Origin of the sequence: Comamonas koreensis (genome assembly GCF_021026195.1) — a bacterium.
Lineage (GTDB): Bacteria > Pseudomonadota > Gammaproteobacteria > Burkholderiales > Burkholderiaceae_C > Comamonas > Comamonas koreensis.
The window spans coordinates 235,533-259,613 of the sequence record NZ_JAJNCT010000021.1 but is presented as its reverse complement, the minus strand read 5'-3'; the positions used below and the strand labels follow the sequence as shown (position 1 = coordinate 259,613).

General features: G+C 61.6%; 23 protein-coding genes and 1 other RNA gene. 14 read left to right on the top strand and 10 right to left on the bottom strand.

Features of this window, described 5'->3' with window-relative positions:
- Window positions 1-63: 63 nt before the first annotated feature.
- The 4 genes from LPW39_RS17370 to dnaX form a co-directional block, all read right to left on the bottom strand.
- On the bottom strand, window positions 64-1,377 hold the full coding sequence (locus LPW39_RS17370) for an MFS transporter (RefSeq protein ID WP_330166619.1): 1,314 nt from the start codon (window positions 1,375-1,377) through the stop codon (window positions 64-66).
- A gap of 365 nt (window positions 1,378-1,742) precedes the next feature.
- The gene (gene recR / locus LPW39_RS17365; protein WP_133857342.1) at window positions 1,743-2,333 is read right to left on the bottom strand and encodes a recombination mediator RecR; all 591 of its coding nucleotides are present in this window, start codon (window positions 2,331-2,333) and stop codon (window positions 1,743-1,745) included.
- Window positions 2,334-2,434: 101 nt separating this feature from the next.
- Window positions 2,435-2,767, bottom strand: coding sequence for a YbaB/EbfC family nucleoid-associated protein (locus tag LPW39_RS17360; protein WP_021028254.1), 333 nt, complete (start codon window positions 2,765-2,767; stop codon window positions 2,435-2,437).
- Between the two features lie 64 nt (window positions 2,768-2,831).
- Window positions 2,832-5,057: a DNA polymerase III subunit gamma/tau gene (gene dnaX / locus LPW39_RS17355; RefSeq protein ID WP_230778087.1), complete on the bottom strand. Its 2,226-nt coding sequence runs from the start codon at window positions 5,055-5,057 to the stop codon at window positions 2,832-2,834.
- A 156-nt stretch (window positions 5,058-5,213) separates the two neighbouring features.
- Here dnaX and ffs point away from each other — a divergent pair.
- From ffs to LPW39_RS17295, 12 genes are all read left to right on the top strand, one after another.
- Window positions 5,214-5,309: signal recognition particle sRNA small type (gene ffs / locus LPW39_RS17350), an RNA gene on the top strand.
- A 98-nt stretch (window positions 5,310-5,407) separates the two neighbouring features.
- The gene (locus LPW39_RS17345) at window positions 5,408-5,719 is read left to right on the top strand and encodes a LapA family protein (protein WP_230778084.1); all 312 of its coding nucleotides are present in this window, start codon (window positions 5,408-5,410) and stop codon (window positions 5,717-5,719) included.
- Window positions 5,709-6,875 carry a lipopolysaccharide assembly protein LapB gene (gene lapB / locus LPW39_RS17340; RefSeq protein ID WP_230778081.1) on the top strand — a complete coding sequence of 389 codons (1,167 nt, stop codon included), beginning with the start codon at window positions 5,709-5,711 and terminating at the stop codon, window positions 6,873-6,875. Before LPW39_RS17345 ends, lapB begins: the two co-directional genes overlap by 11 nt.
- Before the next feature lie 475 nt (window positions 6,876-7,350).
- Window positions 7,351-10,275, top strand: coding sequence for a monovalent cation/H+ antiporter subunit A (locus LPW39_RS17335; RefSeq protein WP_230778079.1), 2,925 nt, complete (start codon window positions 7,351-7,353; stop codon window positions 10,273-10,275).
- 12 nt (window positions 10,276-10,287) lie between these two features.
- Window positions 10,288-10,653, top strand: coding sequence for a Na+/H+ antiporter subunit C (locus LPW39_RS17330; RefSeq protein WP_021028259.1), 366 nt, complete (start codon window positions 10,288-10,290; stop codon window positions 10,651-10,653).
- Entirely contained in the window at window positions 10,653-12,425 is a 1,773-nt protein-coding gene (locus LPW39_RS17325) for a monovalent cation/H+ antiporter subunit D (RefSeq protein ID WP_230778077.1), read from the top strand. The genes LPW39_RS17330 and LPW39_RS17325 overlap by 1 nt, the downstream gene beginning before the upstream one ends.
- On the top strand, window positions 12,422-12,910 hold the full coding sequence (locus tag LPW39_RS17320; RefSeq protein ID WP_230778075.1) for a Na+/H+ antiporter subunit E: 489 nt from the start codon (window positions 12,422-12,424) through the stop codon (window positions 12,908-12,910). The genes LPW39_RS17325 and LPW39_RS17320 overlap by 4 nt, the downstream gene beginning before the upstream one ends.
- Window positions 12,907-13,185: a K+/H+ antiporter subunit F gene (locus LPW39_RS17315; protein ID WP_133857348.1), complete on the top strand. Its 279-nt coding sequence runs from the start codon at window positions 12,907-12,909 to the stop codon at window positions 13,183-13,185. Before LPW39_RS17320 ends, LPW39_RS17315 begins: the two co-directional genes overlap by 4 nt.
- Complete coding sequence (gene mnhG / locus LPW39_RS17310) at window positions 13,182-13,559, top strand: monovalent cation/H(+) antiporter subunit G (protein ID WP_230778073.1); 378 nt, start codon at window positions 13,182-13,184, stop codon at window positions 13,557-13,559. The genes LPW39_RS17315 and mnhG overlap by 4 nt, the downstream gene beginning before the upstream one ends.
- Before the next feature lie 134 nt (window positions 13,560-13,693).
- On the top strand, window positions 13,694-15,514 hold the full coding sequence (locus LPW39_RS17305) for a M14 family metallopeptidase (protein ID WP_230778071.1): 1,821 nt from the start codon (window positions 13,694-13,696) through the stop codon (window positions 15,512-15,514).
- Between the two features lie 69 nt (window positions 15,515-15,583).
- Window positions 15,584-15,967: a fluoride efflux transporter CrcB gene (gene crcB, locus LPW39_RS17300; RefSeq protein WP_230778069.1), complete on the top strand. Its 384-nt coding sequence runs from the start codon at window positions 15,584-15,586 to the stop codon at window positions 15,965-15,967.
- Between the two features lie 145 nt (window positions 15,968-16,112).
- A complete protein-coding gene (locus tag LPW39_RS17295) occupies window positions 16,113-16,976 on the top strand; it encodes an LOG family protein (protein WP_230778067.1) in 864 nt (287 codons plus the stop codon).
- Between the two features lie 92 nt (window positions 16,977-17,068).
- On the opposite strand, the gene LPW39_RS17290 is transcribed toward LPW39_RS17295, so the two are convergent.
- The 5 genes from LPW39_RS17290 to LPW39_RS17270 form a co-directional block, all read right to left on the bottom strand.
- Window positions 17,069-17,770, bottom strand: coding sequence for an ABC transporter ATP-binding protein (locus LPW39_RS17290; RefSeq protein ID WP_230778334.1), 702 nt, complete (start codon window positions 17,768-17,770; stop codon window positions 17,069-17,071).
- A gap of 8 nt (window positions 17,771-17,778) precedes the next feature.
- Window positions 17,779-18,546, bottom strand: a complete 768-nt coding sequence (gene livG / locus LPW39_RS17285; RefSeq protein WP_230778064.1) for a high-affinity branched-chain amino acid ABC transporter ATP-binding protein LivG — start codon at window positions 18,544-18,546, stop codon at window positions 17,779-17,781.
- A 37-nt stretch (window positions 18,547-18,583) separates the two neighbouring features.
- Window positions 18,584-19,813 carry a high-affinity branched-chain amino acid ABC transporter permease LivM gene (locus tag LPW39_RS17280; protein ID WP_407928866.1) on the bottom strand — a complete coding sequence of 410 codons (1,230 nt, stop codon included), beginning with the start codon at window positions 19,811-19,813 and terminating at the stop codon, window positions 18,584-18,586.
- Window positions 19,813-20,736 carry a high-affinity branched-chain amino acid ABC transporter permease LivH gene (gene livH / locus LPW39_RS17275; RefSeq protein WP_230778061.1) on the bottom strand — a complete coding sequence of 308 codons (924 nt, stop codon included), beginning with the start codon at window positions 20,734-20,736 and terminating at the stop codon, window positions 19,813-19,815. Before livH ends, LPW39_RS17280 begins: the two co-directional genes overlap by 1 nt.
- Window positions 20,737-20,825: 89 nt before the next feature.
- Window positions 20,826-21,950 (bottom strand): branched-chain amino acid ABC transporter substrate-binding protein, encoded by a 1,125-nt coding sequence (locus LPW39_RS17270; RefSeq protein WP_230778058.1) that lies wholly within the window; start codon window positions 21,948-21,950, stop codon window positions 20,826-20,828.
- A 725-nt stretch (window positions 21,951-22,675) separates the two neighbouring features.
- Here LPW39_RS17270 and LPW39_RS17265 point away from each other — a divergent pair.
- On the top strand, window positions 22,676-22,885 hold the full coding sequence (locus tag LPW39_RS17265) for a hypothetical protein (protein ID WP_230778056.1): 210 nt from the start codon (window positions 22,676-22,678) through the stop codon (window positions 22,883-22,885).
- Window positions 22,886-22,954: 69 nt separating this feature from the next.
- On the opposite strand, the gene LPW39_RS17260 is transcribed toward LPW39_RS17265, so the two are convergent.
- On the bottom strand, window positions 22,955-23,185 hold the full coding sequence (locus LPW39_RS17260) for a hypothetical protein (RefSeq protein ID WP_230778054.1): 231 nt from the start codon (window positions 23,183-23,185) through the stop codon (window positions 22,955-22,957).
- Between the two features lie 388 nt (window positions 23,186-23,573).
- On the opposite strand from LPW39_RS17260, the gene LPW39_RS17255 reads away from it, so the two are divergent.
- Window positions 23,574-23,792, top strand: a complete 219-nt coding sequence (locus tag LPW39_RS17255; protein WP_230778052.1) for a hypothetical protein — start codon at window positions 23,574-23,576, stop codon at window positions 23,790-23,792.
- Window positions 23,793-24,081 lie beyond the last annotated feature (289 nt).

The window sequence follows — 24,081 nt, the reverse complement described above, 5'->3', positions numbered from 1 at the left end:
ACAGCACCGGGCTTTTTGTTGGTTGCTCGGGGGCCAGCACCGTACCAGGCGCTGGCAAGGCGATTACACCATGTCGCCATCCAGGTGGTCGTCGTGCGCGCGCTCCCGGATAAAGAAGGCCGCAATCAGACCCAGGGTCACACCAAACATCACATAGAAGGCCGGCGACATGGTCGATCCCGTGGTCTTGATCAGCCAGGTGACAATGAACTGGGCAAAGCCGCCAAACACCATCACGGCGATGTTGTAGGCCATGGACATGCCAACTGAACGCACATTGGCCGGGAACAGCTCAGCCATCACCGTGCTGAAGACACCAAAGAACACCGACACAAACAGGCACACGACTACTTGCACGGTCATCAGCTTGGCAATGGTGGGGCCATCGGTCAGCCAGGCGTACAGCGGGTACAGCACCAGCAGATAACCCAGCAGCGAGCCAATCATCAGCGGACGGCGACCCACACGGTCCGACCAGGCACCCATGAAGGGCATCAGCACGACCATCAGCGCCGCGCCGGCCATCTGCACCATGAAGGTATCGTGCAGCGGCAGCTTCAGGGTCACGGTGGAATAGGTCACCAGGTAAGTGAAGGTGATGTAGATCGATACCGTGGCGGTCACCACCAGGCCCATGCCGACCAGGGTTTCACGTGCATGGGTGCGCAGCATCTCCAGCACACCGACTTGCTTGACGGTGCCAGCTTTTTGCGCGGCTTGCATCTTCACAAAGGTCTCAGGCTCGTCCACATGGCGGCGGATGTAAATCGCGACCGGCACAATCAACAGGCCCACCGCAAAGGGAATGCGCCAGGCCCAGGACATCAGCTGCTCTTGCGTGAAAAAGTCGGTAATCAAGGTACCCACGGCTGCACCGATCAACAGCGCTGCCATCTGGCCCGTCATCTGCCAGGAGCCATAAAAGCCCCGCTTGCCCTTGGGGGCCAGCTCGATCAGCAAGGCGGTCGAGGTGCCGAACTCGCCACCCGCAGCAAAACCTTGCAGCAAGCGTGCGAGCACGATGAAGATGGGCGCCCAGATGCCCACGCCCTGGTAGGTGGGCGCAAACGTGATCAGCGCAATGGCAACGGCCATGATGCCGGTGACCATCACCATCGCCGCCTTGCGGCCCTTGCGGTCACCATACAGGCCCAGCAGGATGCCACCCACGGGGCGCATAAAGAAGCCCACGCCAAACACGGCCGTGGTCATCAGGATGCGGTTGAGGTCATCGCTGGGATCGTTGGGGTTGGAGGGGAAGAACAGCTTCGCCACGATGGGCGTCATGAAGGCAAAGACCAGAAAGTCATACCATTCGAGCGCATTGCCAATGACAGCGGCCAGAATATTTCGCTTGGATACAGCAGTAGATTGCACGCAAAAATCCTAAAAAACACGAGGCACAGCCGGCAGCAACACGGCTAGATGCAATAACGAGAGCAAAGAATGATCTGAGAAGCGGTGCGGCCAGAGCGACAGGCGTGCGAGACAGAAAGCGGGCAAATCCAAGAAAACACAGACCGCACCGGTGCTTATTCATGCATGAAACGCATGAATAAGCATATAGATCAGCATTGAATTGTAATCGGTGGCAAGCAGCACAAACGCCGCCAAAGAGGCATTTGCCCCTGACGGCGGTGCAGGAAAAGTGGTTTTCCCAAGCTGCGGGACGCCATCATCCCAGGACGGCACAAGATCACGGCTGGATGGGAAAGGCGCCAGGACCGCGATTGACCAAGGCTTTAGCGCCGATCCGCCAGCGCATGGGCAATGGTGCCCAGGTCCACATATTCGAGCTCACTGCCAATGGGCACGCCACGGGCCAGGCGCGTGAAGCCAATGCCCTTGCGCTGCAAGGCCTCGCCGATCACATGGGCGGTGGCCTCGCCCTCGGCGGTGAAATTGGTAGCCAGGATCACCTCCTGCACCACCCCATCGGTAGCCCGCTGCAGCAATTGCTGCACACCGATGTCGCGCGGGCCAATGCCGTCCAACGGCGATAAACGCCCCATCAGCACGTAGTAATAGCCCTTGTAGGCACCGGTGCGCTCCAGCGCGGCCTGGTCGGCCGGGGTCTCCACCACGCACAGGCGTGCGGCATCCCGCCCTTCATCCAGGCAGGTATCGCAAATGCGGTTTTCGGTAAAGGTGTGGCAGCGCTCACAGTGCTGCACGCGGCTGCTGGCCTCATGCAAGGCGCGGGAGAGCAGCTCGGCCCCCTCGCGGTCGTTTTGCAGCAGATGAAAAGCCATGCGCGATGCCGACTTGACCCCCACCCCAGGCAGGCGGCGCAGTGCCTGCACCAGCGCATCCAAGGTGCCGGTATCAGACATGGTCAGTGCCCATCAGCGGGTAACTCAGACAGACAAGCCCTTGGCCGCGCAGAGCAGCCAAGAGCCTGGTAGCGATAAAAGCTTGCGACAAAGCGGCCAGCTTAGAACGGGAACTTCATGCCGCCGGGCAGGCCTGGCATGCCAGCGGTGATCTTGCCCATCTTCTCGTTGCTGGTCTCTTCAGCCTTGCGCACGGCGGCGTTGAAGGCAGCAGCTACCAGGTCTTCGAGCATATCCTTGTCTTCGGACAGCAGGCTGGGGTCAATGGTCACGCGCTTGACGTCGTGCTTGCAGGTCATCAGCACCTTGACGAGACCAGCACCGGACTCGCCTTCGACCTCGATGTTGGCCAGGTCGTCCTGGGCCTTCTTCAGGTTGTCCTGCATGGCCTGGGCTTGCTTCATCAAACCAGCGAGTTGTCCTTTGTTGAACATGGAAAATCCTTTTGTATAAAAACCTGCGGCAGGCGGGAGCACCCATCTGCCAGCGAACGCCGCATCATAGAGGCTGAATGCTACCGGGCACTATTTTCGCGCCAAATTGCTGTATCAAAGACTGGACATAGGGATCCTGGCGCACGGTGTCCTCGGCCGCGCGCTGGCGGGCCTGCACGGCATGGGCCTTGCGCCGCGCCGGGCAGTCGCTCACGGCGCCGACGGACACCTGGATCTTGCCCACCAGGCCAGCGGCCACCAGCGCGGTGCGCAGACGCTCGATCGTGCCGGGCTGGGCGAGCGACTCCAGGTCCACCCGCAGCCACCACTCGTCGGCCTCGCGCTTGATCAGTTGGGAGCGCAGCGCCAATTGGCGTGCCACCGCCGTGATCGCCTCGGCCTGCACCAGGCCGACGACGGTGTCGTTCCAAAAGCGCCCCTCTTCCGTGTCCTCAAACTCGGCGGGCACGCGGCCCAGGTTCTCGCCAAAGCTGGCAGCGGGCCGGTCCAGCTCACTGGCCTGCGGGGTTTGCACCGGCAAGGCAATCAGGCTGGCAGGCTCGGGGGCTGCAGCCACGGATGGCTGCGCCACCGGCGCTGCATCGGGCAGATCGGCCTGCGCAGATGGCTCGTCATCCGCATAGGCCTCCATCGGCACATCTTCAAAGTACGGCGCTGCGGTGTCGTCCTCGGCATCGCTGTCGGGCTCGGACGGGGCATCGTCGTCATGGGGTTGTGGCTGCTCCTCTTCCACCAGCTCCTTCTCGGTCTGGGCAGGGGTCGGCGGCTCGATGGCAACAGGTGCCACAGCGGCCGCAGCGCGTGCGGGGATCAAATCTTCGGCGCTGCGCACGGGCAGCTTGACGGCTTCTACCGCCGGCACAGCCACGCTGCGCGTCGCTTCCGGCGTCGCGGGCGGGGCCACTGGGGCCACCACAGCCGCCGGCGTCGGCGCGGTAACAGCAGCCGCTGGCGGGGCTGCAATTACTGGTGCAGCAACAACCGCCACAGGCGCATCCACCACAGCCGCCACCTGCGGCGCCGCAGACGCGGCAACAGGCGCCACAACAGCGGGAGCAACCGCTACAGCAGGCGCTGCCATCGGCCCAGCTGCTGGCTTGGGCGCTGCCGCCGCTGGGGCCACAGCCCCACTATTCAGAGTTTTTTTTTCAGCCGAGCCCGCAGGCTTGAAGGCCAGCAGTCGCAGCAGCGCCATCGTCAAGGCGGCGTATTCATCGGGTGCCAAGCCCAGCTCACCCCGGCCATGCAAGGCAATGCTGTACAGCAGCTGGGTTTCGTCCGCAGGCATCTGCTGGGCCAGGCGCAGCAGCTCTTGCTGCTCGGCGTCGTCTTCCGCAGCTGCGGTCTGGGCCTTGTCCGGCACGGCCTGGAACACGGCCATGCGCTGCAGCTGCACAGCCATGTCTTCCAAGGTGGAAGCAGCCGACAAGCCCTGGTGGCGCAGTTGGTTGACGGTATCGACCACTTCGGCACCATCGCCGCGCGCCAGCGCGTCGATCAGGCGAAACACATGGCTGGAATCAACGGCGCCCAGCATCTGGCGCACGCTGGCTTCTTGCAGCTGGCCGCCACCAAAGGCAATGGCCTGGTCGGTCAACGACAGCGCATCGCGCATCGAACCACGAGCTGAGCGCGACAGCAGACGCAAGGCCTGCGGCTCAGCGGCAATCTGTTCTTGCACCAGCACGCGGCCCAGGTGCTCCTGGATGGTCTCTGGCGCCATCGGGCGCAGGTTGAACTGCAGGCAGCGCGACAGCACCGTGACCGGCACTTTCTGCGGGTCGGTGGTCGCCAGCACAAACTTGAGGTATTCGGGCGGCTCTTCCAAGGTCTTCAACATGGCATTGAAGGCGGTATTGGTAAGCATGTGCACTTCGTCGATCATGAAGACCTTGAAGCGCCCCTGCACCGGCTTGTACACGGCCTGCTCCAGGAGGCCCTGCACTTCATCAACACCCCGGTTGGAGGCGGCATCGAGCTCGGTGTAATCGGGGAAACGTCCGCTGTCGATCTCGGTGCAGGCCGGGCACACGCCGCAAGGCGCAGCGGTGATGCCGCCATGGCCATCGACGCCCGTGCAGTTGAGCGACTTGGCCAGAATGCGCGAGACCGTCGTCTTGCCCACACCCCGGGTTCCTGTGAACAGATAGGCATGGTGCAAGCGCTGCTGCACCAGCGCATTGGACAGCGCCTGCACCACATGCTCCTGGCCTACCATTTCAGAGAAATTCCGCGGACGGTATTTGCGAGCGAGAACAAGATAAGACATAGCATCGCATTCTACGGTCAGTCGCGGCCATGGACGGCACTGGCTGCGCGCAGCTTGCAATACTTTTGGCCGCTGCGCCCTGGCGGCATGGACGAAGATGGACTTTTTGGCCAGCTTGGCCAAGGGGCTCCCATTCTTTAGGTACAATCGACAGCTGACGGGCCTCCTCGCATGGGGAAGCGGCCAACCGGGTCAGGTGGGGAACCAAGCAGCCCTAACTGTGGATCCAGTGCCGGGGTCAGGCTCGTCACCTTCTTCTGTCCAATGCCAGCCTCGTGCTGGCATTTGCTTTTCCAGGCCAGGCGCGGGAATCCACGTAGAATGGCGCCCAAGCCATTCCCGTCACTGCCATGAAATACCTGCTGTGGCTGCTCAAAGCTGTCATCTTCTTCACCCTGTTTGCATTTGCGCTCAATAACCAGCGGGATGTGGTGGTGCACCTGTTCTTTGGCACCCAATGGCAGGCGCCCCTGGTTCTGGTCGTGCTGCTCGCCTTCAGCGCGGGCGTGATTGTCGGCATCATCGGGATGGTGCCGCGCTGGTGGAAGCACCGCAAAGCCGCCCAGCGTGCAGCGGCAGCGCACACCGCAGCGGCCGAGTCCACCCCTTCCACCAACGCCCCTGCGGACGAATCCACCCCGCTGCCTCCTCATGGAATTTGACATCTCCTGGATCCTGCTGGGCTTTCCCGCCGCGTTTGTGCTGGGCTGGCTGGCTTCGCGTTTTGACCTGCGACAGATCCGCCGCGAGAACCGCAGCGCCCCCAAGGCCTACTTCAAGGGGCTGAACTTTCTATTGAACGAGCAGCAGGACAAGGCTATCGATGCCTTTATCGAGGCCGTGCAGAACGACCCCGATACCGCCGAGCTGCACTTTGCGCTGGGCAATCTGTTCCGCCGCCGGGGCGAATACAGCCGCGCCGTGCGTGTGCATGAGCACCTGCTCTCCCGTGCCGACATCAGCAAACCCGAGCGCGAGCGCGCCCAGCATGCGCTGGCCCTGGATTTCATGAAAGCCGGCCTGCTGGACCGCGCCGAAGATGCACTGGCCCGGCTGGAGAACACACCTTACGAGAACGAGGCGCGCCTCTCGCGGCTGGCCATCTATGAGCGTGCCCATGACTGGCCGCAAGCGGTGCAGATCGCACGCCTGATGCACAGCCACAACCAGGGCGACTACAGCGTGCGCATTGCCCATTACCTGTGTGAACAGGCGCTGGGCCAGTTGGCGCAAGGCCAGCTTGATGCGGCGCAGGATTTGCTGCAGCAAGCCCAGTCCGAGGCGCCGCATGCACCGCGCCCTCGCATCGAGCTGGCCCACCTGCAGCACAAGAGCGGCCATCCCGCACTGGCCCTGGGTTCGCTGATGGAGCTGGCCTCGGTGTCGCCCTCATCGGTGCCTTTGGTGGCGCCACTGATGCTGGAGTTGGTCAAGAACGACGAGCGCAAGCCCCAGGTGCGTGCGCTGCTGGAAGCCAATTACCAAAGCTCGCCATCGCTGGATGTGATGCAAAGCCTGGTACAGCTGGATGAATTTGCCCCTGTTGACAAAGCTGCCGGCCCCGTGGGGCGTGACTGGTATATCGAACACCTGCGCCATGAGCCATCGCTGGTGGCCGCCGGCCGCTGGCTTGCGCAAGAATCGCTCAGCCATGAGGAGCACCACCCTGCCATTCAGCGCGCGCTGGACAATGCCGCCAAGCCTCTCACCCGCTACCGATGCGCCGCCTGCGGTTTTGAGGCGCGCCAGCACTTCTGGCAGTGCCCCGGCTGCCAATCCTGGGACAGCTACCCGCCACGCCGGGTAGAAGAACAGTAAGAACCTGTTCTAAACCTATCCAAACAGCGATAGGACTTCGCCGCTGCTTCTGCTAGGATGCGGAAACGCCCTGCCCTGGGGCGCAGGAGCCCTGATATGCCACGGCACCGGACCCCATGCAGCCCAGCCCCGCCCGCACCGCTCTACTTGCCACGCGCCAGCAGCGGTGCAATATGCGCTTCCGCCACGCCAAGCCGATGCCTTCGGTCTGCGTCACCGCCATTACCTCTGCCTGAACCAGCCACTCGGCGCTGCAGCAACACTGCAGTGTTGCACTATGGGCTCGCGCCGGTCTATTCATGCAAAGCATGCATGGGCCCATACTCAAAACAGGCATCAAGAAAACATCTTTGTTCGCGCATTTGCAGTTACTAACATAGGGTATTGACTATCGATAAGCCATGACCAATATCCTGTACTTGCTCGGGTTTTAGTAGCAGCTGGGGTCGGGCCAGCTTGTAGAATTTACAAAGAAATGGCACTTTCATACCTGATCCTCCTCCCCTTCATCGGCAGCGCAATTGCAGCGCTGCTGCCTGCCAACGCGCGTAACACGGAGTCCACGTTGGCAGGGGCCATAGCGGTGTTCTGTGTGGTTCAAGTTGCCATGCTTTTCCCGGAAACGCAGAACAACGGCGTGGTGCACCACAACGTTGCCTGGCTGGGCCAGTTGGGCCTGGATCTGCACTTCCGCATGGACGGATTTGCATGGATGTTCTCCATTCTGGTGCTCGGCATCGGCAGTCTGGTGGTGCTGTATGCGCGTTACTACATGTCACAAGCTGACCCGGTTCCGCGCTTCTTCTCGTTCTTCCTGGCCTTCATGGGCTCGATGATGGGCGTGGTGCTCTCGGGCAATCTGATCCAGTTGGTATTCTTCTGGGAGCTGACCAGCCTGTTCTCGTTCCTGCTGATTGGCTACTGGCACCACCGCAAGGATGCCCGCATGGGCGCGCGCATGGCGCTGACGGTCACAGGCACTGGCGGCCTCTGCTTGCTGGGTGGCGTGCTGCTGCTGGGCCACATCGTCGGCAGCTACGAGCTCGACAATGTATTGGCCGCTGGCGACCAGATCCGCAACCACGAGCTCTACCGCGTCACCCTGGTGCTGATCCTGCTCGGCGCGCTCACCAAGAGCGCCCAGTTCCCCTTCCATTTCTGGCTGCCGCGCGCGATGGCAGCGCCCACCCCCGTCTCCGCCTACCTGCACTCGGCCACCATGGTCAAGGCGGGGGTTTTTTTGCTGGCCCGCCTCTGGCCTGCGCTCAGCGGTACCGAAGAATGGTTCTGGCTCGTCGGCGGTGCCGGCGCCATCACCTTGCTGCTGGGTGGCTATATCGCCATGTTCCAGCACGACATGAAGGCGCTGCTGGCCTACTCCACCTTGTCGCACCTGGGCCTGATCACCTTGCTGCTGGGCCTCAACAGCCCCTTGGCGGCCGTCGCTGCGGTCTTCCACATCATGAACCATGCGACCTTCAAGGCCTCGCTGTTCATGGCCGCCGGCATTGTCGACCATGAATCCGGCACCCGCGATATCCGCCGCCTCTCCGGCCTGCAGAAGATGATGCCGATCACCGGCACCTTGGCGATGGTGGCCAGCGCGGCCATGGCTGGCGTGCCGCTGCTCAACGGCTTTTTGTCCAAAGAGATGTTCTTTGCCGAAACGGTGTACATCAACACCACGCCGTTTCTGACTACTGCCTTGCCGGTGGCTGCCACCTTGGCCGGTATTTTCAGCGTCGCCTATTCGCTGCGCTTCACGGTCGATGTATTTTTTGGCCCGCCTGCCACCGATCTGCCGCATGAGCCGCATGAGCCGCCGCACTGGATGCGTGTGCCGGTCGAGCTCCTGGTGCTGATCTGTCTGCTGGTCGGTATCTTCCCGGCCTGGGCGGTGGGCCAGTACCTGGATGCGGCCGCCTCGCCCGTGGTGGGTGGCAGCTTGCCGGAGTTCAGCCTGGCGCTGTGGCATGGCATCAATGCGCCGCTGGTGATGAGCATCATCGCGATGCTGGCGGGCATCTTGCTGTATCTGCTGCTGCGCCTGTTGCGCAGCAAGCAATACCTCGATGATGCGCCGCTGGTCGGCCGTCTCAATGGCCAATGGGTGTTCCAGGCGGTGATGGCGATCATCACCAACGGCGCGCGCCATATGCGCCGCTGGCTGGGCACGCGCCGTTGGCAGTGGCAAGCACTGTGGCTGGTGCTGGCTGCCTTGCTGACTGCCACGCTGCCCCTGCTGATCCACGGCCTGCAACTGGGCAACCGGGGCCTGCAGCCACTGTCGCCCGCCTTTGGCATTCTGTGGCTCATCGGTATCAGCTGCTCGCTGGCAGCGGCCTTCCTGGTCAAGTACCACCGCCTGGCGGCACTGGTCACTTTGGGCGGTGCGGGCCTCGCCACCTGCATGACCTTCCTGTGGTTCTCCGCACCCGATCTGGCCTTGACCCAGTTGGTGGTTGAGGTGGTTACCACCGTGCTGCTGTTGCTGGGCCTGCGCTGGCTGCCCAAGCGCGACAAGAAGCTCAAGAAAGTCTCGCAGCAAGGTGCGCTGGTCACCCTGCGCCGCTGGCGTGACCTGGCCATTGCCCTGCTTGCCGGTGGCGGCATGGCCTGGCTGTCGTTTGCGATGATGAGCCGGCCCTTCCCAGAAAGCACCTCGACCTTCTTTCTGGAGCGGGCGCAGACCGAGGGCGGCGGCACCAACGTCGTCAACGTGATGCTGGTCGATTTCCGTGGTTTTGATACCTTTGGCGAAATCGTTGTGCTCGGCATTGTCGCGCTCACCGTCTATGCGCTGCTGCGCCGCTTCCGCCCCGCACCCGAGGCCATGGATGTGCCCGAGCAGCAGCGCTTTTTGCCTGCTGACTTGCAGACCGACCTGCTCAACCCGCGCAGTGCGACCGATACCGCTGTGGGCTATCTGATGGTGCCCGCTGTGCTGGTGCGCCTGTTGCTGCCGTTTGCCGCGATTGTGGCGATGTACCTGTTCATGCGCGGCCACAACGAGCCCGGTGGCGGCTTTGTGGCCGGCCTGACCCTGGCCATCGGCCTGCTGCTGCAGTACATCATCTCCGGCACGCACTGGGTGGAATCGCATCTGCCCATCTACCCGCGCCGCTGGATCGCCGCCGGCCTGCTGTTTGCGTTGGGCACCGGCGTGGGCAGCTGGTATTTTGGCTACCCCTTCCTGACCAGCCACACTGCGCACCTGACCCTGCCCGTGGTGGGCGAGATCCATATCGCCAGCGCGCTGTTCTTTGATATTGGGGTGTTCTCGCTGGTCGTGGGTTCCACCATGCTGATGCTCACCAGTATTGCCCACCAATCCGTCCGGGGATTCCGCTACCACGAGCGCCAGCAAGGCGAGCGCAGCGACCCCGCCTCCCAACTCTAAGGACAATACCAAATGGAAATCGTACTGGCCATTGCCATTGGCGTATTGACCGGCTCCGGCGTCTGGCTCCTGCTGCGCCCACGGACTTTTCAGATCATCATGGGTCTGCTCTTGCTGTCGTATGCGGTCAATTTGTTTATCTTCAGCATGGGCCGCGTGGGCCTGGCGATCGACCGGGAACCGATACTGCAGCCCGGTGTACCCACCGACCTGATGCACTATGCCGACCCCATGCCGCAGGCCCTGGTGCTGACGGCCATCGTCATCGGCTTTGCGATGACCGCGCTGTTTCTGGTGGTGCTGCTCGCCTCGCGCGGCATGACGGGCACTGACCATGTGGACGGCTCCCTGTCCAATGATGTGCAGGAGGCGCCTTGATGTCGCTGATGACGCTGACTGAGCGCCTGATGCCGCACCTGTTGCTGGCACCGATTTTGCTGCCCATGCTGACCGCAGCGCTGATGCTGACCCTGGGCGAGAAGTACCAACGCACCAAACTGCTGATGAACATCAGCTCCTGCCTGATCGGCCTGGTCATTGCGATGGCCCTGGTCAAGTGGAGCAACCAGGATGGCATGGCCACCTCGATGAGTGTCTACCTATCGGGCAACTGGGCTGCGCCGTTTGGCATTGTGCTGGTGCTCGACCGGCTCTCGGCCCTGATGCTGCTGACCACCAGCGTGGTTGCGCTCTGTGCCGTGGTCTATTCTGGCGCGCGCTGGCACCGGGTGGGCGTGCATTTTCATCCGCTGTTCCAGTTCCAGATGATGGGCCTGGCCGGCGCCTTCCTGACCGGTGACCTGTTCAACCTCTTCGTGTTTTTCGAGATCATGCTGGCGGCATCCTATGGTTTGCTGCTGCACGGCTCGGGCAAATCCCGGGTGCAGCATGGCCTGCACTACATCGCCATCAACCTGGCGGCCTCGTCGCTGTTCCTGATCGGTGTGTCGATGCTGTATGGCATCACCGGCACCTTGAACATGGCCGATCTGGCGCGCATTATCCCCAGCGTCAGCAGCGCGGACCGGGGCCTGCTGCACACCGCCGCCGGCATTCTGGCCACCGCCTTCCTGATCAAGGCTGCGGTCTGGCCGCTGAACTTCTGGCTGGTACCGGCCTATGGGTCGGCCACGGCCCCGGTCGGCGCCATTTTTGCGCTGATGACCAAGGTGGGGATCTACACGATTGTGCGTTTGTGGACCCTGATGTTCAGCAGCGAGGCAGGGCCTTCCGCGCATTTCGGCAGCGCCTGGCTGATCCTGGGCGGGCTGGCCACCATGCTGTATGCGGGCATCTCCATTCTGGGCACGCAACGGCTGGGCTATGTGGCGGGCTACGCGGCCATTCTGTCGGCCGGCACCTTGCTGGCTGCGGCCGGCTTTGGCCAGAACCTGATGACCAGCGCCCTGCTGTACTACATGCCCAGCTCCACCTTGGCGGTTGCGGCGCTGTTCCTGATTACGGATTTGATCGAGCGGTGGCGCACCACCGATGGGGCCAATGTACGCTTTGAAGATGAGGAAGCGCCATTCTTGACCGCCGAGCTGCTACCGCGCGAGGGCCTGAACCTGGACGAGGATGAGGAAGTGCTGATTGGCCGCGCCATTCCGGCAGCGATGGCCTTCCTGGGCCTGTCGTTCATGGTCAGCACCTTGGTGATTTCCGGATTGCCTCCGCTGTCCGGCTTTATCGGCAAATTCGCGATGCTCTCGGCGCTTCTCAACCCACTGGGTCTGGGCTCGTCGGCGGGCACGCAAATCGGCTGGCTGGGCTGGTCGTTCATGGCCATACTGATTGGGACCGGTTTGATGGCCTTGACTGCCCTGGTGCGCATCGGCATCCGCGAATTCTGGTCCAGCATCAGCCGCAACACGCCCGAGCTCAAGGTGATCGAAGGCCTGCCGTTGGCCATTTTGCTGGGCTGCTGCATTTTGATGGTGACCCATGGCGCCAGCGTAATGCGCTTTACCCAGCGCGCGGCTGACAACCTCCACTCGCCGGGCAACTACATCCGCGCGGTGCTGGAGACCAGCCCCAAGCCCTCCCCGACCTCCAAACCCGTGGGCGCGCCCGACATCCCCACCGTGCTGCCTGAGACCGGGTTTGAACTTGCACCGCAAGCACCCACTGCAGGAGGTACCCAGCCATGAAGCGCCTTTTCCCTGCACCCCTGCTGTCCGTGCTGCTGTGCCTGGTGTGGCTGCTGCTCAACCGCAGCGTCAGCCCCGGTCAAATCATTCTCGGCGTGCTGTTCGGCTTGCTGATCCCGGTGCTGACCCAAGGACTGCGCCCGCGCGCGGTCAGCATCAAAAAGCCCTGGACCATCATCCGCCTGGGCTTTCGTGTGGCCGCTGATTCGCTGCAATCCAATGGCGCGGTGCTGCGCCTGCTGCTGATGCCCGGCAGCCGCAAAAAGCCCGCTGGCTTTGTGCATGTGCCCTTGCAGCTGCGCGACCCCAATGGCCTGGCCGTGCTGGCGATGATCGTCTGTATCACCCCCGGCACCGCCTGGGCCGAGATATCGCGTGACCGCTCCATCCTGCTCTTGCATGTGCTGGAGGCGGATGACCCGCAGGGCGTTATCGACCACATCAAGGCCTTCTACGAACGGCCCCTCATGGAGATTTTCGAATGAACAATATTCTTGCCTGGACCATGCCGGCAGCCCTGTTCATCTTGCTGCTGGCCATGCTGTTTGCGATGATCCGTTTGCTCAAGGGCCCACAGGCACAAGACCGTGTGCTGGCCCTGGACTGCATGTACCTGATTGGCATGCTCACCATGCTGGTGCTGGGCATCCACTATGCATCGGTCAATTACTTTGAGGCCGCCCTGCTCATCGCGCTGTTTGGCTTTGTCAGCTCCACCGCCATGGCCAAGTTCCTGCTGCGCGGGGAGGTGATCGAATGACGGAAATCGCCCTGCCCATCTGGGTTCAGATTGTGGTGTCGGTGCTGGTGCTTGCCGGCTGCTTGATCACCTTGATCGGCGCGCTCAGCCTGTTCCGCCTGCCCAGCTACTACGAGCGCGTGCACACCCCGTCGATCATCGCCTGCGCCGGCTGCTGGCTGATTGTCTGGAGCTCCGTCTTCTACTTCAGCCTGCAGACGCACAAGCCCAGCTTTCACACCTTGCTGATCGCCGTGCTGCTGTCGGTGGCCGTGCCCATCACCAATATCTTCCTGATGCGCGCGGCGCTGTTCCGCGACCGGCGCATGGGCAAAGATGTGCCACCCAGCCTGAGCCGCATCGTATCGGCCAACCCGGAAGGCAACGACGCCTGAGCCCTGGATGGCGATAGACGGCTAAGCCAGCACAGCGGTCGAAGCGCATTGTGGAATAAGCGCCTGGGGTCAGCAGGAACAGCGCGCTTGTTCTATGCTGGTGGATCACAAGCATCCACACCCCACGCACCGCCATGACGCTTCTGCTCTCCCACACCCTAGACCGCACGCTCAGCCAATGGATGGCTGAGCGCCTGGCACATCCGCAGCCCGAGCTGGCATGGCAGCTCTGGTGCTTTGAAGGCGTGGATGCGCGCCGGGCGGCTGAGCAGCAACTGGCCAGACACGGCATCCGCGCCCGCGTCCGCAGCGCCTACAAGCCGCTGGTGCATGCGGTGCTGGAAGAGCTGGACACCACCGGGCTGCAAAGCCTGCACCTGCATTACCCCCTGCATGCGGACGCCGCCGCCAACCGCTTCATGCTGGAGGCCTACCCGCTGGCCGCCATGCTGCCGCCCGGTGTCGAGCTGCAGATGGAGGCCGGCCCGCACACCAGCAGCTACACACTGGCGCTGCGCTACCAGGATGGGCGCACACAAAGCCTGCAGGTGTTCGCGCCCAACCGTGCTTTCCAATCGGCACACGGCGGCAGCGGCATCACCCCCTGCGGCTGGCAGCAGGCGCATGACGCCCAAGGCCGCGCCGTGCACGATGCCGCCCTGCTCACCGACTACGAAGCGGCCTATGCCCAGGCCATGCAGGCGATCGAGCAGCATGGCTGGCCCAAGACCGAGCCGTTCTTTGGGCGCCTGCATATCGCCATGCAACTGCCCGGTTTTGAGCAAGCGATTGCCGGCACGGGCGAGACCATGAGCACGCCCGAAGCCATGCACGAGGACCTGTATTTCTCGCTGCTGGAGCATTTCCAGAAGCTGTCCGGGCGCGCTGCGGGTGACCGCCGCCTGCAACCGGGCCAGATCGTGCCGGACATCCGCATCGCCGCCCAATCCCATCCGCTGGAACTGACCACGGTAGGCTTGCAGATCCGCGCACTGGCCCTGAGCGAGCCCTTGCCGGAAGCGGATGACGGCCTGCCAGCGGCTGCCTTCAACCCCCACAGCATTGCCGAGGCCGATGCCGCCGCAGCGCAGCTGCAGCGGGCGCCGAGCCTGGCGCAGATGGAGGCACTGGTGCAGCCGCTGTTTGTCGCCTATGGCAGCGCCTGCCAGGGCCAGAGCGTGCAAGGCCGCCGCATTGCCGCCACATACAAAAAGGGCAGTGAGCACCCGGTGGTGCTGAGCGGCGGCCAGCATGCCAATGAGATATCAGGCGTGACAGGCGCGCTGCGCGCTGCGGTGGCACTGGCGCAGCAGCCGGATAGCCACTTTGCCTATATCCCCGTAGAGAACCCGGACGGCTACGATCTGCACCAGTGGTACTGCCGCTATGCCCCCGAGCAAATGCACCATGCAGCGCGCTACACCGCGCTGGGCGATGACCTGGCCTACCGCGACCACGCCCCCTGGTACGAAAGCGCGCTGCGGCGTGACGCGATTGCCGCCAGTGGCGCACAGTTGCACTTGAGCCTGCACGGCTACCCGGCCCATGAATGGACACGACCCCTGTCCGGCTATGTGCCGCAGGGCTTTGACCTTTGGACCATCCCCAAGGGCTTTTTCCTGATTCTGCGCTACCAGGAAGACTGGCAACCACAAGCCGAGGCGCTGGCTGAGCGTGTGGCGCAGGCCTTGCTGCAGGTGCCAGGTTTGCCAGAATACAACCGCCGCCAATTGGCGCTGTACCAGAGCCATTCCGGCCGCCAGCCGTTTGAGCTGCGGCGCGGCACGCCCTGCACCATGCAGGTCGACAACCAGGGGCTCAGCCCGGTGAGCCTGATTACCGAGTTTCCGGACCAGACCGTTGTGGGCGATGCACTGGTCTTTGCACATACCGTGCAGCGCGCTGCGGTGCTGGCCGCCTATGCCGCCTGGCAGGACATTGTGCAAACGCGCTGAGCCAAGTGCTGCTAACGGACGCCAGCGATTTTCCACGCAGCGCAGCCTCGCCCTGCTAAGCTGCTGGCCATGTGGAATGTTCTTGGCATATCGATTGGCGCCTGCCTGGGCGCGCTGGCACGCTGGCAACTGGGCCGCTGGCTCAACCAGCCCCATGCCTTGCTGCCCTGGGGCACCTTGGCCGCCAACCTGGTGGGTGGCTATGCCATCGGTCTGCTGGTGGCCCTGTTCCAAAACTCCCCCGGCATTGACCCGGTCTGGCGCCTGGTGCTGATCACCGGCTTTCTGGGCGCCCTCACCACCTTTTCCAGCTTCTCTGCCGAGACGGTATCGATGCTGCAAGCCCAGCGCTACGGCTTGGCGCTGCTGCAGTGCAGCCTGCATCTGCTCGGTTCGCTGGCGTTGACTGCCCTGGGGCTGGCCACCGGCCAAGCCCTCTGGGGTGGGCGCTGAACGACTTTTTTTAAACGCATTGCCCCAAGCGCATGTCCAAATCACTCTATATTCAGTAGCAGCACAGGCCCCGCTTGTGCTGCTCGTGTTTCTTGTGACCGCTGGTGCCTGCCGGGCATTGGCCTTGTGAAAGCTGGAGAAGACCATGGACGCCAACACCCAACTCGACGAACAAGTCATGGCGCATGACTGGAACCTGTTCGGTGCCGACATACCTGTAGAGCAGGCCGCCAAACGCGACTCGTACCGCCTGGCCTTTGCAGACCCGGAGTTTCTGAGCCGCCGAGAAACCCGCTCGATCCGCTTTCAGCTGGAGATGCTCAAGCCCGATCTGGAGCTGACCGCCCAGGGCATCAACAACACCGTGGTGGTGTTTGGCAGCGCCCGCTTTGTGGCGCCCGAGGAGGCGGAGGTACTGCTCGCCGCTGCCCAGGCCCAGGGTGATGCCCAGGCGATTGCCGTGGCGCAGCGTGCCATGGCCACCAGCCGCTACTACGATGCCGCGCGCCGCTTTGCGCGCCTGGTGGCCAAGTTCAGCGAGACCCAGAAGCTCGAAGACCGCCTCTACATCTGCACCGGCGGCGGCCCCGGCATCATGGAAGCGGCCAACCGCGGCGCCTCCGAAGAGCATGCGCCCAATGTCGGCATGAACATCACCCTGCCCCATGAGCAATCGGGCAACCGTTACATCACGCCGGCGCTGTGCTTCAAGTTCCACTACTTTGCGCTGCGCAAGATGCACCTGATGATGCGCGCGCGCGCCCTGGTGGTGTTTCCTGGCGGCTTTGGCACGATGGACGAGCTCTTCGAAGTGCTGACCCTCGTGCAAACCCACAAGGCCAAGGGCGTGCCGATTGTGCTGTTTGGCGTGGATTTCTGGTCGCGCATGCTGAACTTCGATGTGATGATCGAGTACGGCACCATCTCGCCCGAGAACGTCAAGCTGTTCCACATCACCGACGATGTGCATGAGGCCTGCCGCATCATCCAGGCCTACTACCAGCGCTGAAGCAGCGTTCGGCCCATAAAAAAAACCGCTCCTGGCGATGCAGCCAGCAGCGGTTTTGCTTTGGGTGGCGGCAGGCTTTGCCGCCAGGCCGGTCAGCCGCCCAGGTAGGCCTTGCGGATGTCCTGGTTGCGCAGCAGGTTGACGCCGCTGTCCTCCAGGGTGACCTTGCCGGTCTCCAGCACATAGCCACGGTCGGCAATCTGCAGCGCCTGGTTGGCGTTTTGCTCCACCAGGAACACGGTCACGCCCTGCTCGCGCACGGCTTTGATGATCTCGAAGATCTGCGCGATGATCAGCGGCGCCAGGCCCAAGGTAGGCTCATCGAGCAGCAGCAGACGCGGCTTGCTCATCAGGGCCCGGCCAATGGCCAGCATCTGCTGCTCGCCGCCAGACATGGTGCCGGCGCGCTGGTCGGCACGCTCCTTGAGGCGGGGAAAGAGCCCGTAGACATAGTCGATGCCGTGGGCGATCTCCTGCTTGCTCAAGAAAAACGCGCCCATCTGGAGGTTCTCCATGACGGTCAAGTCCTTGAACACACGACGGCCCTCGGGCGATATCGCAATGCCCTTGCGCATGATCAGGTGCGAGGACTGGCCCACCAGCTCTTCGCCCTCGAACTTGATCGAACCTGTTGTGGCACAGGGGTTGCCGCATACGCTCATCAGCAAGGTGGTCTTGCCCGCGCCATTGCTGCCGATCAGCGAGACGATCTCCCCCTCGTTGACATGCAAGCTCACGTCGTTGACTGCACAAATCGCACCGTAATGCGTGCTGATATTCTTGATTTCCAACATCGGCTGCATCAGGACTCTCCCAGGTATGCCTTGATCACGCGTTCGTCATTGCGAATGACCTCCGGCACACCCAGTGCAATCGGCTTGCCATACTCCATCACCAGGATGCGCTCGGACACCCCCATCACCAGGCTCATGTCGTGCTCGATCAGCAGCACGGTCACACCGTACTCCCGGCGCAAGCGGTCGATGAGGTGCTGCAGCTCCACCTTTTCCTGCGGGTTGAGGCCCGCTGCGGGCTCGTCGAGCATCAGCAGCCTGGGCTTGGTGATCATGCAGCGCGCGATCTCCAGCCGGCGCTGGTGGCCATAGGCCAGGTTGCCCGCTTCGCGGTTGGTGAAGGCACGCAGGCCCATCACATCCAGCCAGTGGGCGGCTTGTTCCTTGGCGTTCTCTTCCGCTGCGCGGTAGGCCTTGGTCTTGAACAGGCCCGACAGCAGGTTGCGCTTGATCTGCTGGTGCTGGGCCACCAGCAGGTTCTCCAGCACGGTCATGCCCTTGAACAGGCGCACGTTCTGGAAGGTGCGCACCACGCCGTGGTTGGCCACCTCATGGCTGGCCAGGCCAGCGATTGACTGGCCACCCAGCGACACGGTACCGGCCGTGGGCTTGTAGAAACCGCTGATGCAGTTGAACACGGTTGTCTTGCCAGCGCCATTGGGGCCGATGATGGCAAACACTTCCTGCGGCTTGACATCGAGCGCGACCTGGTCGACCGCGAGCAAGCCGCCAAAGCGCATGCACAGGCCTTCCACCTTCAATATGCTTTGACTCATAAACACTTCTCCCTGTTTGCGTTTTCCGTGTTTACGGTCATTGCTTCAATTCTTCGTGGTAGCGCTTCATCGGGAACAAGCCCTGCGGACGCCAGACCATCATCAAGATCATCACCAGGCCAAAAATCAGCATGCGGTATTCCGAGAACTCGCGTGCCAGCTCAGGCAGCACCGTGATCAGGATCGCTGCCACCACCACGCCGATCTGCGATCCCATGCCGCCCAGCACCACGATGGCCAGGATCAGGGCCGACTCGATGAAGCTGAACGACTCGGGGCTGACGATGCCCTGGCGCGCGGCAAAGAAGGCACCGCCAAAGCCGGCAAACATGGCACCCAAGGTGAAGGCCGAGAGCTTGATCTTGGTGGGGTTCATGCCCAGCGAGCGGCATGCCACTTCGTCTTCGCGCAGCGCTTCCCAGGCACGGCCAATCGGCATGCGGATCAGGCGGTTGCTGATCCACAAGGTGACCAGGGCCAGGCCCAGCGCCAGCAGGTAGAGAAAGACCACCATGTGCATGGTGTTGAACTCGATGCCCATCAGTTGCTGCAAGGTCTGTGCACCCTCTTGCGATGCGGTACGCGTCAGCTCAAAGCCAAACAAGGTCGGCTTGGGAATGCCCGAGATACCGTCCGGGCCGCCAGTGAAATCCACCAGGTTGACCAGCAGCAGGCGAATGATTTCGCCAAAGCCCAGGGTCACGATCGCCAGGTAATCGCCGCGCAGGCGCAGCACCGGAAAGCCGAGCAGAAAGCCGAACAAGGCAGCGGCTGCACCGGACAGCGGCAAGGCCTCCCAGAACGACCAGCCGGCCCAGTGGAACAGCAAGGCATAGGTATAGGCGCCCACAGCGTAGAAGCCGACAAAGCCCAGATCCAGCAGACCGGCAAAACCGACCACGATGTTCAGGCCCAGGCCGAGCATCACATAGATGAGCGCCAAGGTGGCGATGTCAACCGCATTGCGGCCGCTGAAGAACGGCCACGCAATGGCCGCCACAATCACCAGCCACAGCAGGGTCATGCGCATTCGCGAGCTGACCTCGGGCAGGCGCGGCGCCTGTACACGGGCCATGTGCTTGCCCAGCAGCGGCTTGATCAGCTGCAGCACCAGAACAATGACAAAGCCCCAGATGACCAGGTTCCAGTGCGGCTCAATGTAGTTCTGGCCGCCTTTTCGCTCCAGATGCAGGCCGAAGATGGGGACCACTACCAAAGCGGCCAGCACGGCCGAGATGATGGCGTTCTTGATGTTCGCTTTCATCATCAGACCTTCTCCACTTCAGGCTTGCCCAACAGGCCCGTGGGGCGGAAAAGCAGGATCAGCACCAGCAGACCAAAGGCGACGATGTCCTTGTACTCGGACGAGATGTAAGCCGCAGCCATGGTCTCTGCCACACCCAGCAGCACGCCGCCCAGCATCGCACCGGGAATGCTGCCAATACCGCCCAACACTGCCGCCGTGAAGGCCTTGATACCGGCGACAAAACCGATATAGGGGTTGAGCTTGCCAATCGCCAGCGCAATCAGCACACCGCCCACGGCAGCCAGTACTGCGCCCAGGATGAAGGTGAAGGACACGACCTTGTTGGTGTCAATGCCCAACAGGTTGGCCATTTGCATGTCTTGCGAGCAGGCGCGCGAGGCGCGGCCCATGCGCGAGTGGCGGATGTAGAAGGTCAGCGCGGCCATCAAAACCACGGCCACCACAATGATCAAAACGCGGGTGTAAGGCACAAAGACCTCGAAATCACCCATGTGGAAGTTGAATGCACCAGGCAGCAGCGATGGCACGGCCATATCGCGTGCACCCTGCCCCAGGGCCACCCAGTTCTGCAAGAAGATGGACATACCGATGGCCGAGATCAGCGCCACCAGGCGGGGGCTGCTGCGCAAGGGCTTATAGGCCACCTGCTCCACCACGAAGCCATAGACCCCGGTAAGCACCACCGCCACCAGCAACATGGCACCAATCACCACGAAGACCGGCAGACCGCTTTGCGTGCCAATGGCCGACAAGGTAACCAGGCCGATATAGGCCGCAATCATATAAATCTCGCCGTGGGCGAAATTAATCATTCCGATAATTCCATACACCATCGTGTAACCAATGGCCACCAGCGCGTAGATCGCACCCAGTGACAAACCATTGAACAACTGCTGTATGAATTGGGGCAAAAAATCGTTCATACCGTACCAACCCAATTCCATTGGCGCTTGTGGCCGCCAAAATAAAAAAGCATGGCTCTATGTTGTAGAGCCATGCTTTTGTCTAACACTTACTTGGTCGCAGCCGACTTGCTGCCGTCCTTGTGCCAGCTGAACACCTGGAAGTCGTAAGACTTCAGGTCACCCTTGGCATCCCAGGCAAGCTTGCCCAGTGGGGTCTCGAAGGTAGCGGTATGCAGGTGCTTGGCCACCTTGGCACCATCGTTGCCCACGGCCTTGATCGAGTCAGCAATGACTTGCACGGCGGTGTACGAACCCATCTGGAACGAACCGGAAGGATCGCGCTTCTTGTCCTTGAAGGCCTTCACGATCGCGGCATTCTTGGGGTTGGAAGCGAAGTCAGCAGGCAAGGTCACCAGCATGCCTTCAACGGCAGGACCGGCGATGGCGTTGATCTCTGGGTTGCCCACACCTTCTGGGCCCATGATGCGGACCTTCAGGCCTTGCTCGGCCGACTGGCGCAGCAGCAGGCCCATTTCTGGGTGGTAGCCACCGTAGTAAACGAAGTCGACACCAGCGCTCTTGAGCTTGGTGATCACCGCAGAGTAATCGCTGTCACCGGCGTTGATACCTTCAAACAGCGCGACGTTGACGCCGTCTGCCTTCAGGGTGTCACGCACTGCCGTGGCAATGCCCTGGCCGTAGGATTGCTTGTCATGCAGCACGGCAACCTTCTTGGGCTTGACGTTCTGGGCAATGAACTTGGCAGCGAAAGGACCTTGCTGGTCATCACGGCCAATGGTGCGGAAGACCGAGGTGAAGTTCTTGCCTTCGGTCAGCGCTGGCGAAGTCGCCGACGGGGTCACGACCACCACACCTTCGTTGTTGTAGATCGGCGCTGCAGCAATCGCAGCGCCCGAGCACACGGGGCCGACCACGTAATGGATCTTGGCGTTGACCACGCGGTTGGCAGCAACGGGGCCTTGCTTGGGTTCGCAGGCGTCGTCAACGATCACCGCTTCGAGCTTGTTGCCATTGATGCCACCAGCAGCATTGATCTGCTCCAGCGCCGTATCTACACCCTCCTTGACCATGTCGCCGTACTGGGTCAGCGGACCCGTCGCTGGAATGACCACGCCAATCTTGATATTTTGAGCCTGGGCTACACCAGCCAGCATGCTGCCGGCCAGACCAAATGCAACCACCATCGAGTTGAGGCGAAACGGTACGTTCATAACGGAATCCTTTTTAATCGAGCTATGGATCGCAGACATTGACAATAGAGCAACTATCAAGTGCGATGCGGAGACAGCATATAGGTCTAATAAACTCCCGCAACAGGGATGCCAAGGATTGCCAAATATGTCACTTATGTGCTAGTAAATGGTGATTTTTGCACCTATACAGGGCATTGACAGCTATTCATGCACCAATAATGTGCACAGCACCACCAAAAACACTGTTGAAGGCGATCAGTCACCATACACTATGATGCATTTTGTTGCATCAAACAGCAGTGCCTTAAGCGCATCCTCTGCATCGGTGCCAGCCCGGTCCCTTCCCCCTGAAATCGGCCAAGTGGCCATCGCAAGTCCCGGAAACCATACAGCGTCGCCGCGAGAGGCAGCATTGTGCGCGAAAAAAATACCGCCGCACACAAAATATGGTCTGTGGAAACCCTGATCTGCAGCATTGGCGAAAGCGCCATGGACGGCCAACCGCACAGGCAATTGTTACAAACAACCAGCGCTACATCTCTGGAAATTGCCAGCTCAGATAGCTACCTCCGAGATAGACCGCATAAAAGTGGTTGATGTCAAAAGGTTTATCTAGACAACCCTTCCACGCACCAAATGTATGGCCTCATGCCTTCATTCTTTAACCATTGCTAATCCAAGCAAAAACTGCTTGCACAATGTCAATCGGAAATGGAGAATTGTTCAACATGAAAGAGATTAGGTTGATCAATTCCAAAGGCGCGGGCGCGGACAACGCCATAGTTGCCTCTGCCTGGCTGCCCGATGATGCCCACCATCGCCAGCAATTCCTGCAACTGCTGGAACAAGCCATTGCCGATGGAGGCCCGGGCACCTACCTGCTGCAAACCCGTGGCCAGCATGTGCTCACGGACATTCTTTACCCCAACAAAGCGTTCTGCGCGCCTGCCTGAGCGTTGCGTGAATCCGTGGGCGACGCCAGCCGGTGCGGGTGATCCCTTATGTTGCCTTCCGCGCCAGGTCTACATGGGCCCTGGTTGAGACAAGACACTCAGATCCACACCGAGCGCAGCCAACTTCGATGCCATTACGTCCCGTCTACGCTCAGCTTTTTCAGCAGTAGCCATGGCAGCACGCATGGCCTGAGGTCCTTTTTGCGAAGCAACCCGTACCAGGGCCGTTTTCTTGTCGACCTCGGCCACCAGCTTTTGGTAATTCGCTAATAATTCGGCATGTTCAGAGGAATGGGTCACAACGTGTCCTTGTTTTTCAAGAACCATTATTGTCTGGCGAAACTCCTAGCCATACGTGGTTGGGCCCCTGCGCATTCCCCTCCAACAGCCATCGCAACACCTTCTGTCAGACCATGTCTACGGACCTTGTTGCATGGCCGCCAATTTCCTTAAACACCCTCAGGAACCGGTTACAGTGGGGCATACCACAAGGAGGATCCTATGGTCACCAACGCGCAGCGCCACCGCAGCCCAGTTAAACAAGCACATAGGGACCAGCCGGTAACAGCTCCTACTCCCCTACGCGCCCAGCAGGCATAAGCCTCATCTCCTCGTCGCCGAGATTTCCTTTCGATTGCCGTTGGCAGCTGACCTTGAGCCAGCACGCCACGCACACCGCTTGAGCCTTATGAAAACCATCGACGAAATGCTGAGCCTGGACCTGCTCACCCACGACCAACATGGTGAGATCAGCGCCTGGATCGACCAGTCCACGACCCCCGAAGAAATTCTGCAAATGCCCCCCAATCTTTGGCAGGCCATTGAGCGTGCCAGCCTGGCGATGGGCGTCAACGATGATCTTTTACGCCCCCCTTCGCTGGATGCCGGTAGCTTGCTACTGGGCTGACTTCTTCGGGCAACTCGACGCGTGCGCTCAATAGCTTAGGGTCTCTGCGCTGAGGGCAAGCTTTGTATACGCGGTCATTCGCTAGGAATCGAAGCCTGGTCTGGCCCCACTGCGGACTCAAACCACACGCCCGACTGGAGGGCACGGGGGCGTTGCAACTATGCGATAGCCTGCCGCCATCCATTTGCCATCCTCAAATTCCACTCAGGCACATATGACGTGACGGTGACCCTCCTGAGATCGTCAGCCTCGGCTTTTGCCGGCATTGGAGTTGCGTGAACCGAGGGCA

Bases quoted from the DNA above. Each gene is read 5' to 3' on its own strand.
- dnaX (WP_230778087.1), bottom strand. From the start codon at position 5,057: ATGTCTTATCTTGTTCTCGCTCGCAAATACCGTCCGCGGAATTTCTCT.
- LPW39_RS17325 (WP_230778077.1), top strand. From the start codon at position 10,653: ATGTCGCTGATGACGCTGACTGAGCGCCTGATGCCGCACCTGTTGCTG.
- LPW39_RS17345 (WP_230778084.1), top strand. From the start codon at position 5,408: ATGAAATACCTGCTGTGGCTGCTCAAAGCTGTCATCTTCTTCACCCTG.
- livG (WP_230778064.1), bottom strand. From the start codon at position 18,546: ATGAGTCAAAGCATATTGAAGGTGGAAGGCCTGTGCATGCGCTTTGGC.
- lapB (WP_230778081.1), top strand. From the start codon at position 5,709: ATGGAATTTGACATCTCCTGGATCCTGCTGGGCTTTCCCGCCGCGTTT.
- LPW39_RS17360 (WP_021028254.1), bottom strand. From the start codon at position 2,767: ATGTTCAACAAAGGACAACTCGCTGGTTTGATGAAGCAAGCCCAGGCC.
- recR (WP_133857342.1), bottom strand. From the start codon at position 2,333: ATGTCTGATACCGGCACCTTGGATGCGCTGGTGCAGGCACTGCGCCGC.
- LPW39_RS17295 (WP_230778067.1), top strand. From the start codon at position 16,113: ATGGACGCCAACACCCAACTCGACGAACAAGTCATGGCGCATGACTGG.
- LPW39_RS17305 (WP_230778071.1), top strand. From the start codon at position 13,694: ATGACGCTTCTGCTCTCCCACACCCTAGACCGCACGCTCAGCCAATGG.
- livH (WP_230778061.1), bottom strand. From the start codon at position 20,736: ATGAACGATTTTTTGCCCCAATTCATACAGCAGTTGTTCAATGGTTTG.
- LPW39_RS17280 (WP_407928866.1), bottom strand. From the start codon at position 19,813: ATGATGAAAGCGAACATCAAGAACGCCATCATCTCGGCCGTGCTGGCC.
- LPW39_RS17330 (WP_021028259.1), top strand. From the start codon at position 10,288: ATGGAAATCGTACTGGCCATTGCCATTGGCGTATTGACCGGCTCCGGC.
- LPW39_RS17255 (WP_230778052.1), top strand. From the start codon at position 23,574: ATGAAAACCATCGACGAAATGCTGAGCCTGGACCTGCTCACCCACGAC.
- crcB (WP_230778069.1), top strand. From the start codon at position 15,584: ATGTGGAATGTTCTTGGCATATCGATTGGCGCCTGCCTGGGCGCGCTG.
- LPW39_RS17270 (WP_230778058.1), bottom strand. From the start codon at position 21,950: ATGAACGTACCGTTTCGCCTCAACTCGATGGTGGTTGCATTTGGTCTG.
- LPW39_RS17335 (WP_230778079.1), top strand. From the start codon at position 7,351: ATGGCACTTTCATACCTGATCCTCCTCCCCTTCATCGGCAGCGCAATT.
- LPW39_RS17290 (WP_230778334.1), bottom strand. From the start codon at position 17,770: ATGTTGGAAATCAAGAATATCAGCACGCATTACGGTGCGATTTGTGCA.
- LPW39_RS17320 (WP_230778075.1), top strand. From the start codon at position 12,422: ATGAAGCGCCTTTTCCCTGCACCCCTGCTGTCCGTGCTGCTGTGCCTG.
- mnhG (WP_230778073.1), top strand. From the start codon at position 13,182: ATGACGGAAATCGCCCTGCCCATCTGGGTTCAGATTGTGGTGTCGGTG.
- LPW39_RS17315 (WP_133857348.1), top strand. From the start codon at position 12,907: ATGAACAATATTCTTGCCTGGACCATGCCGGCAGCCCTGTTCATCTTG.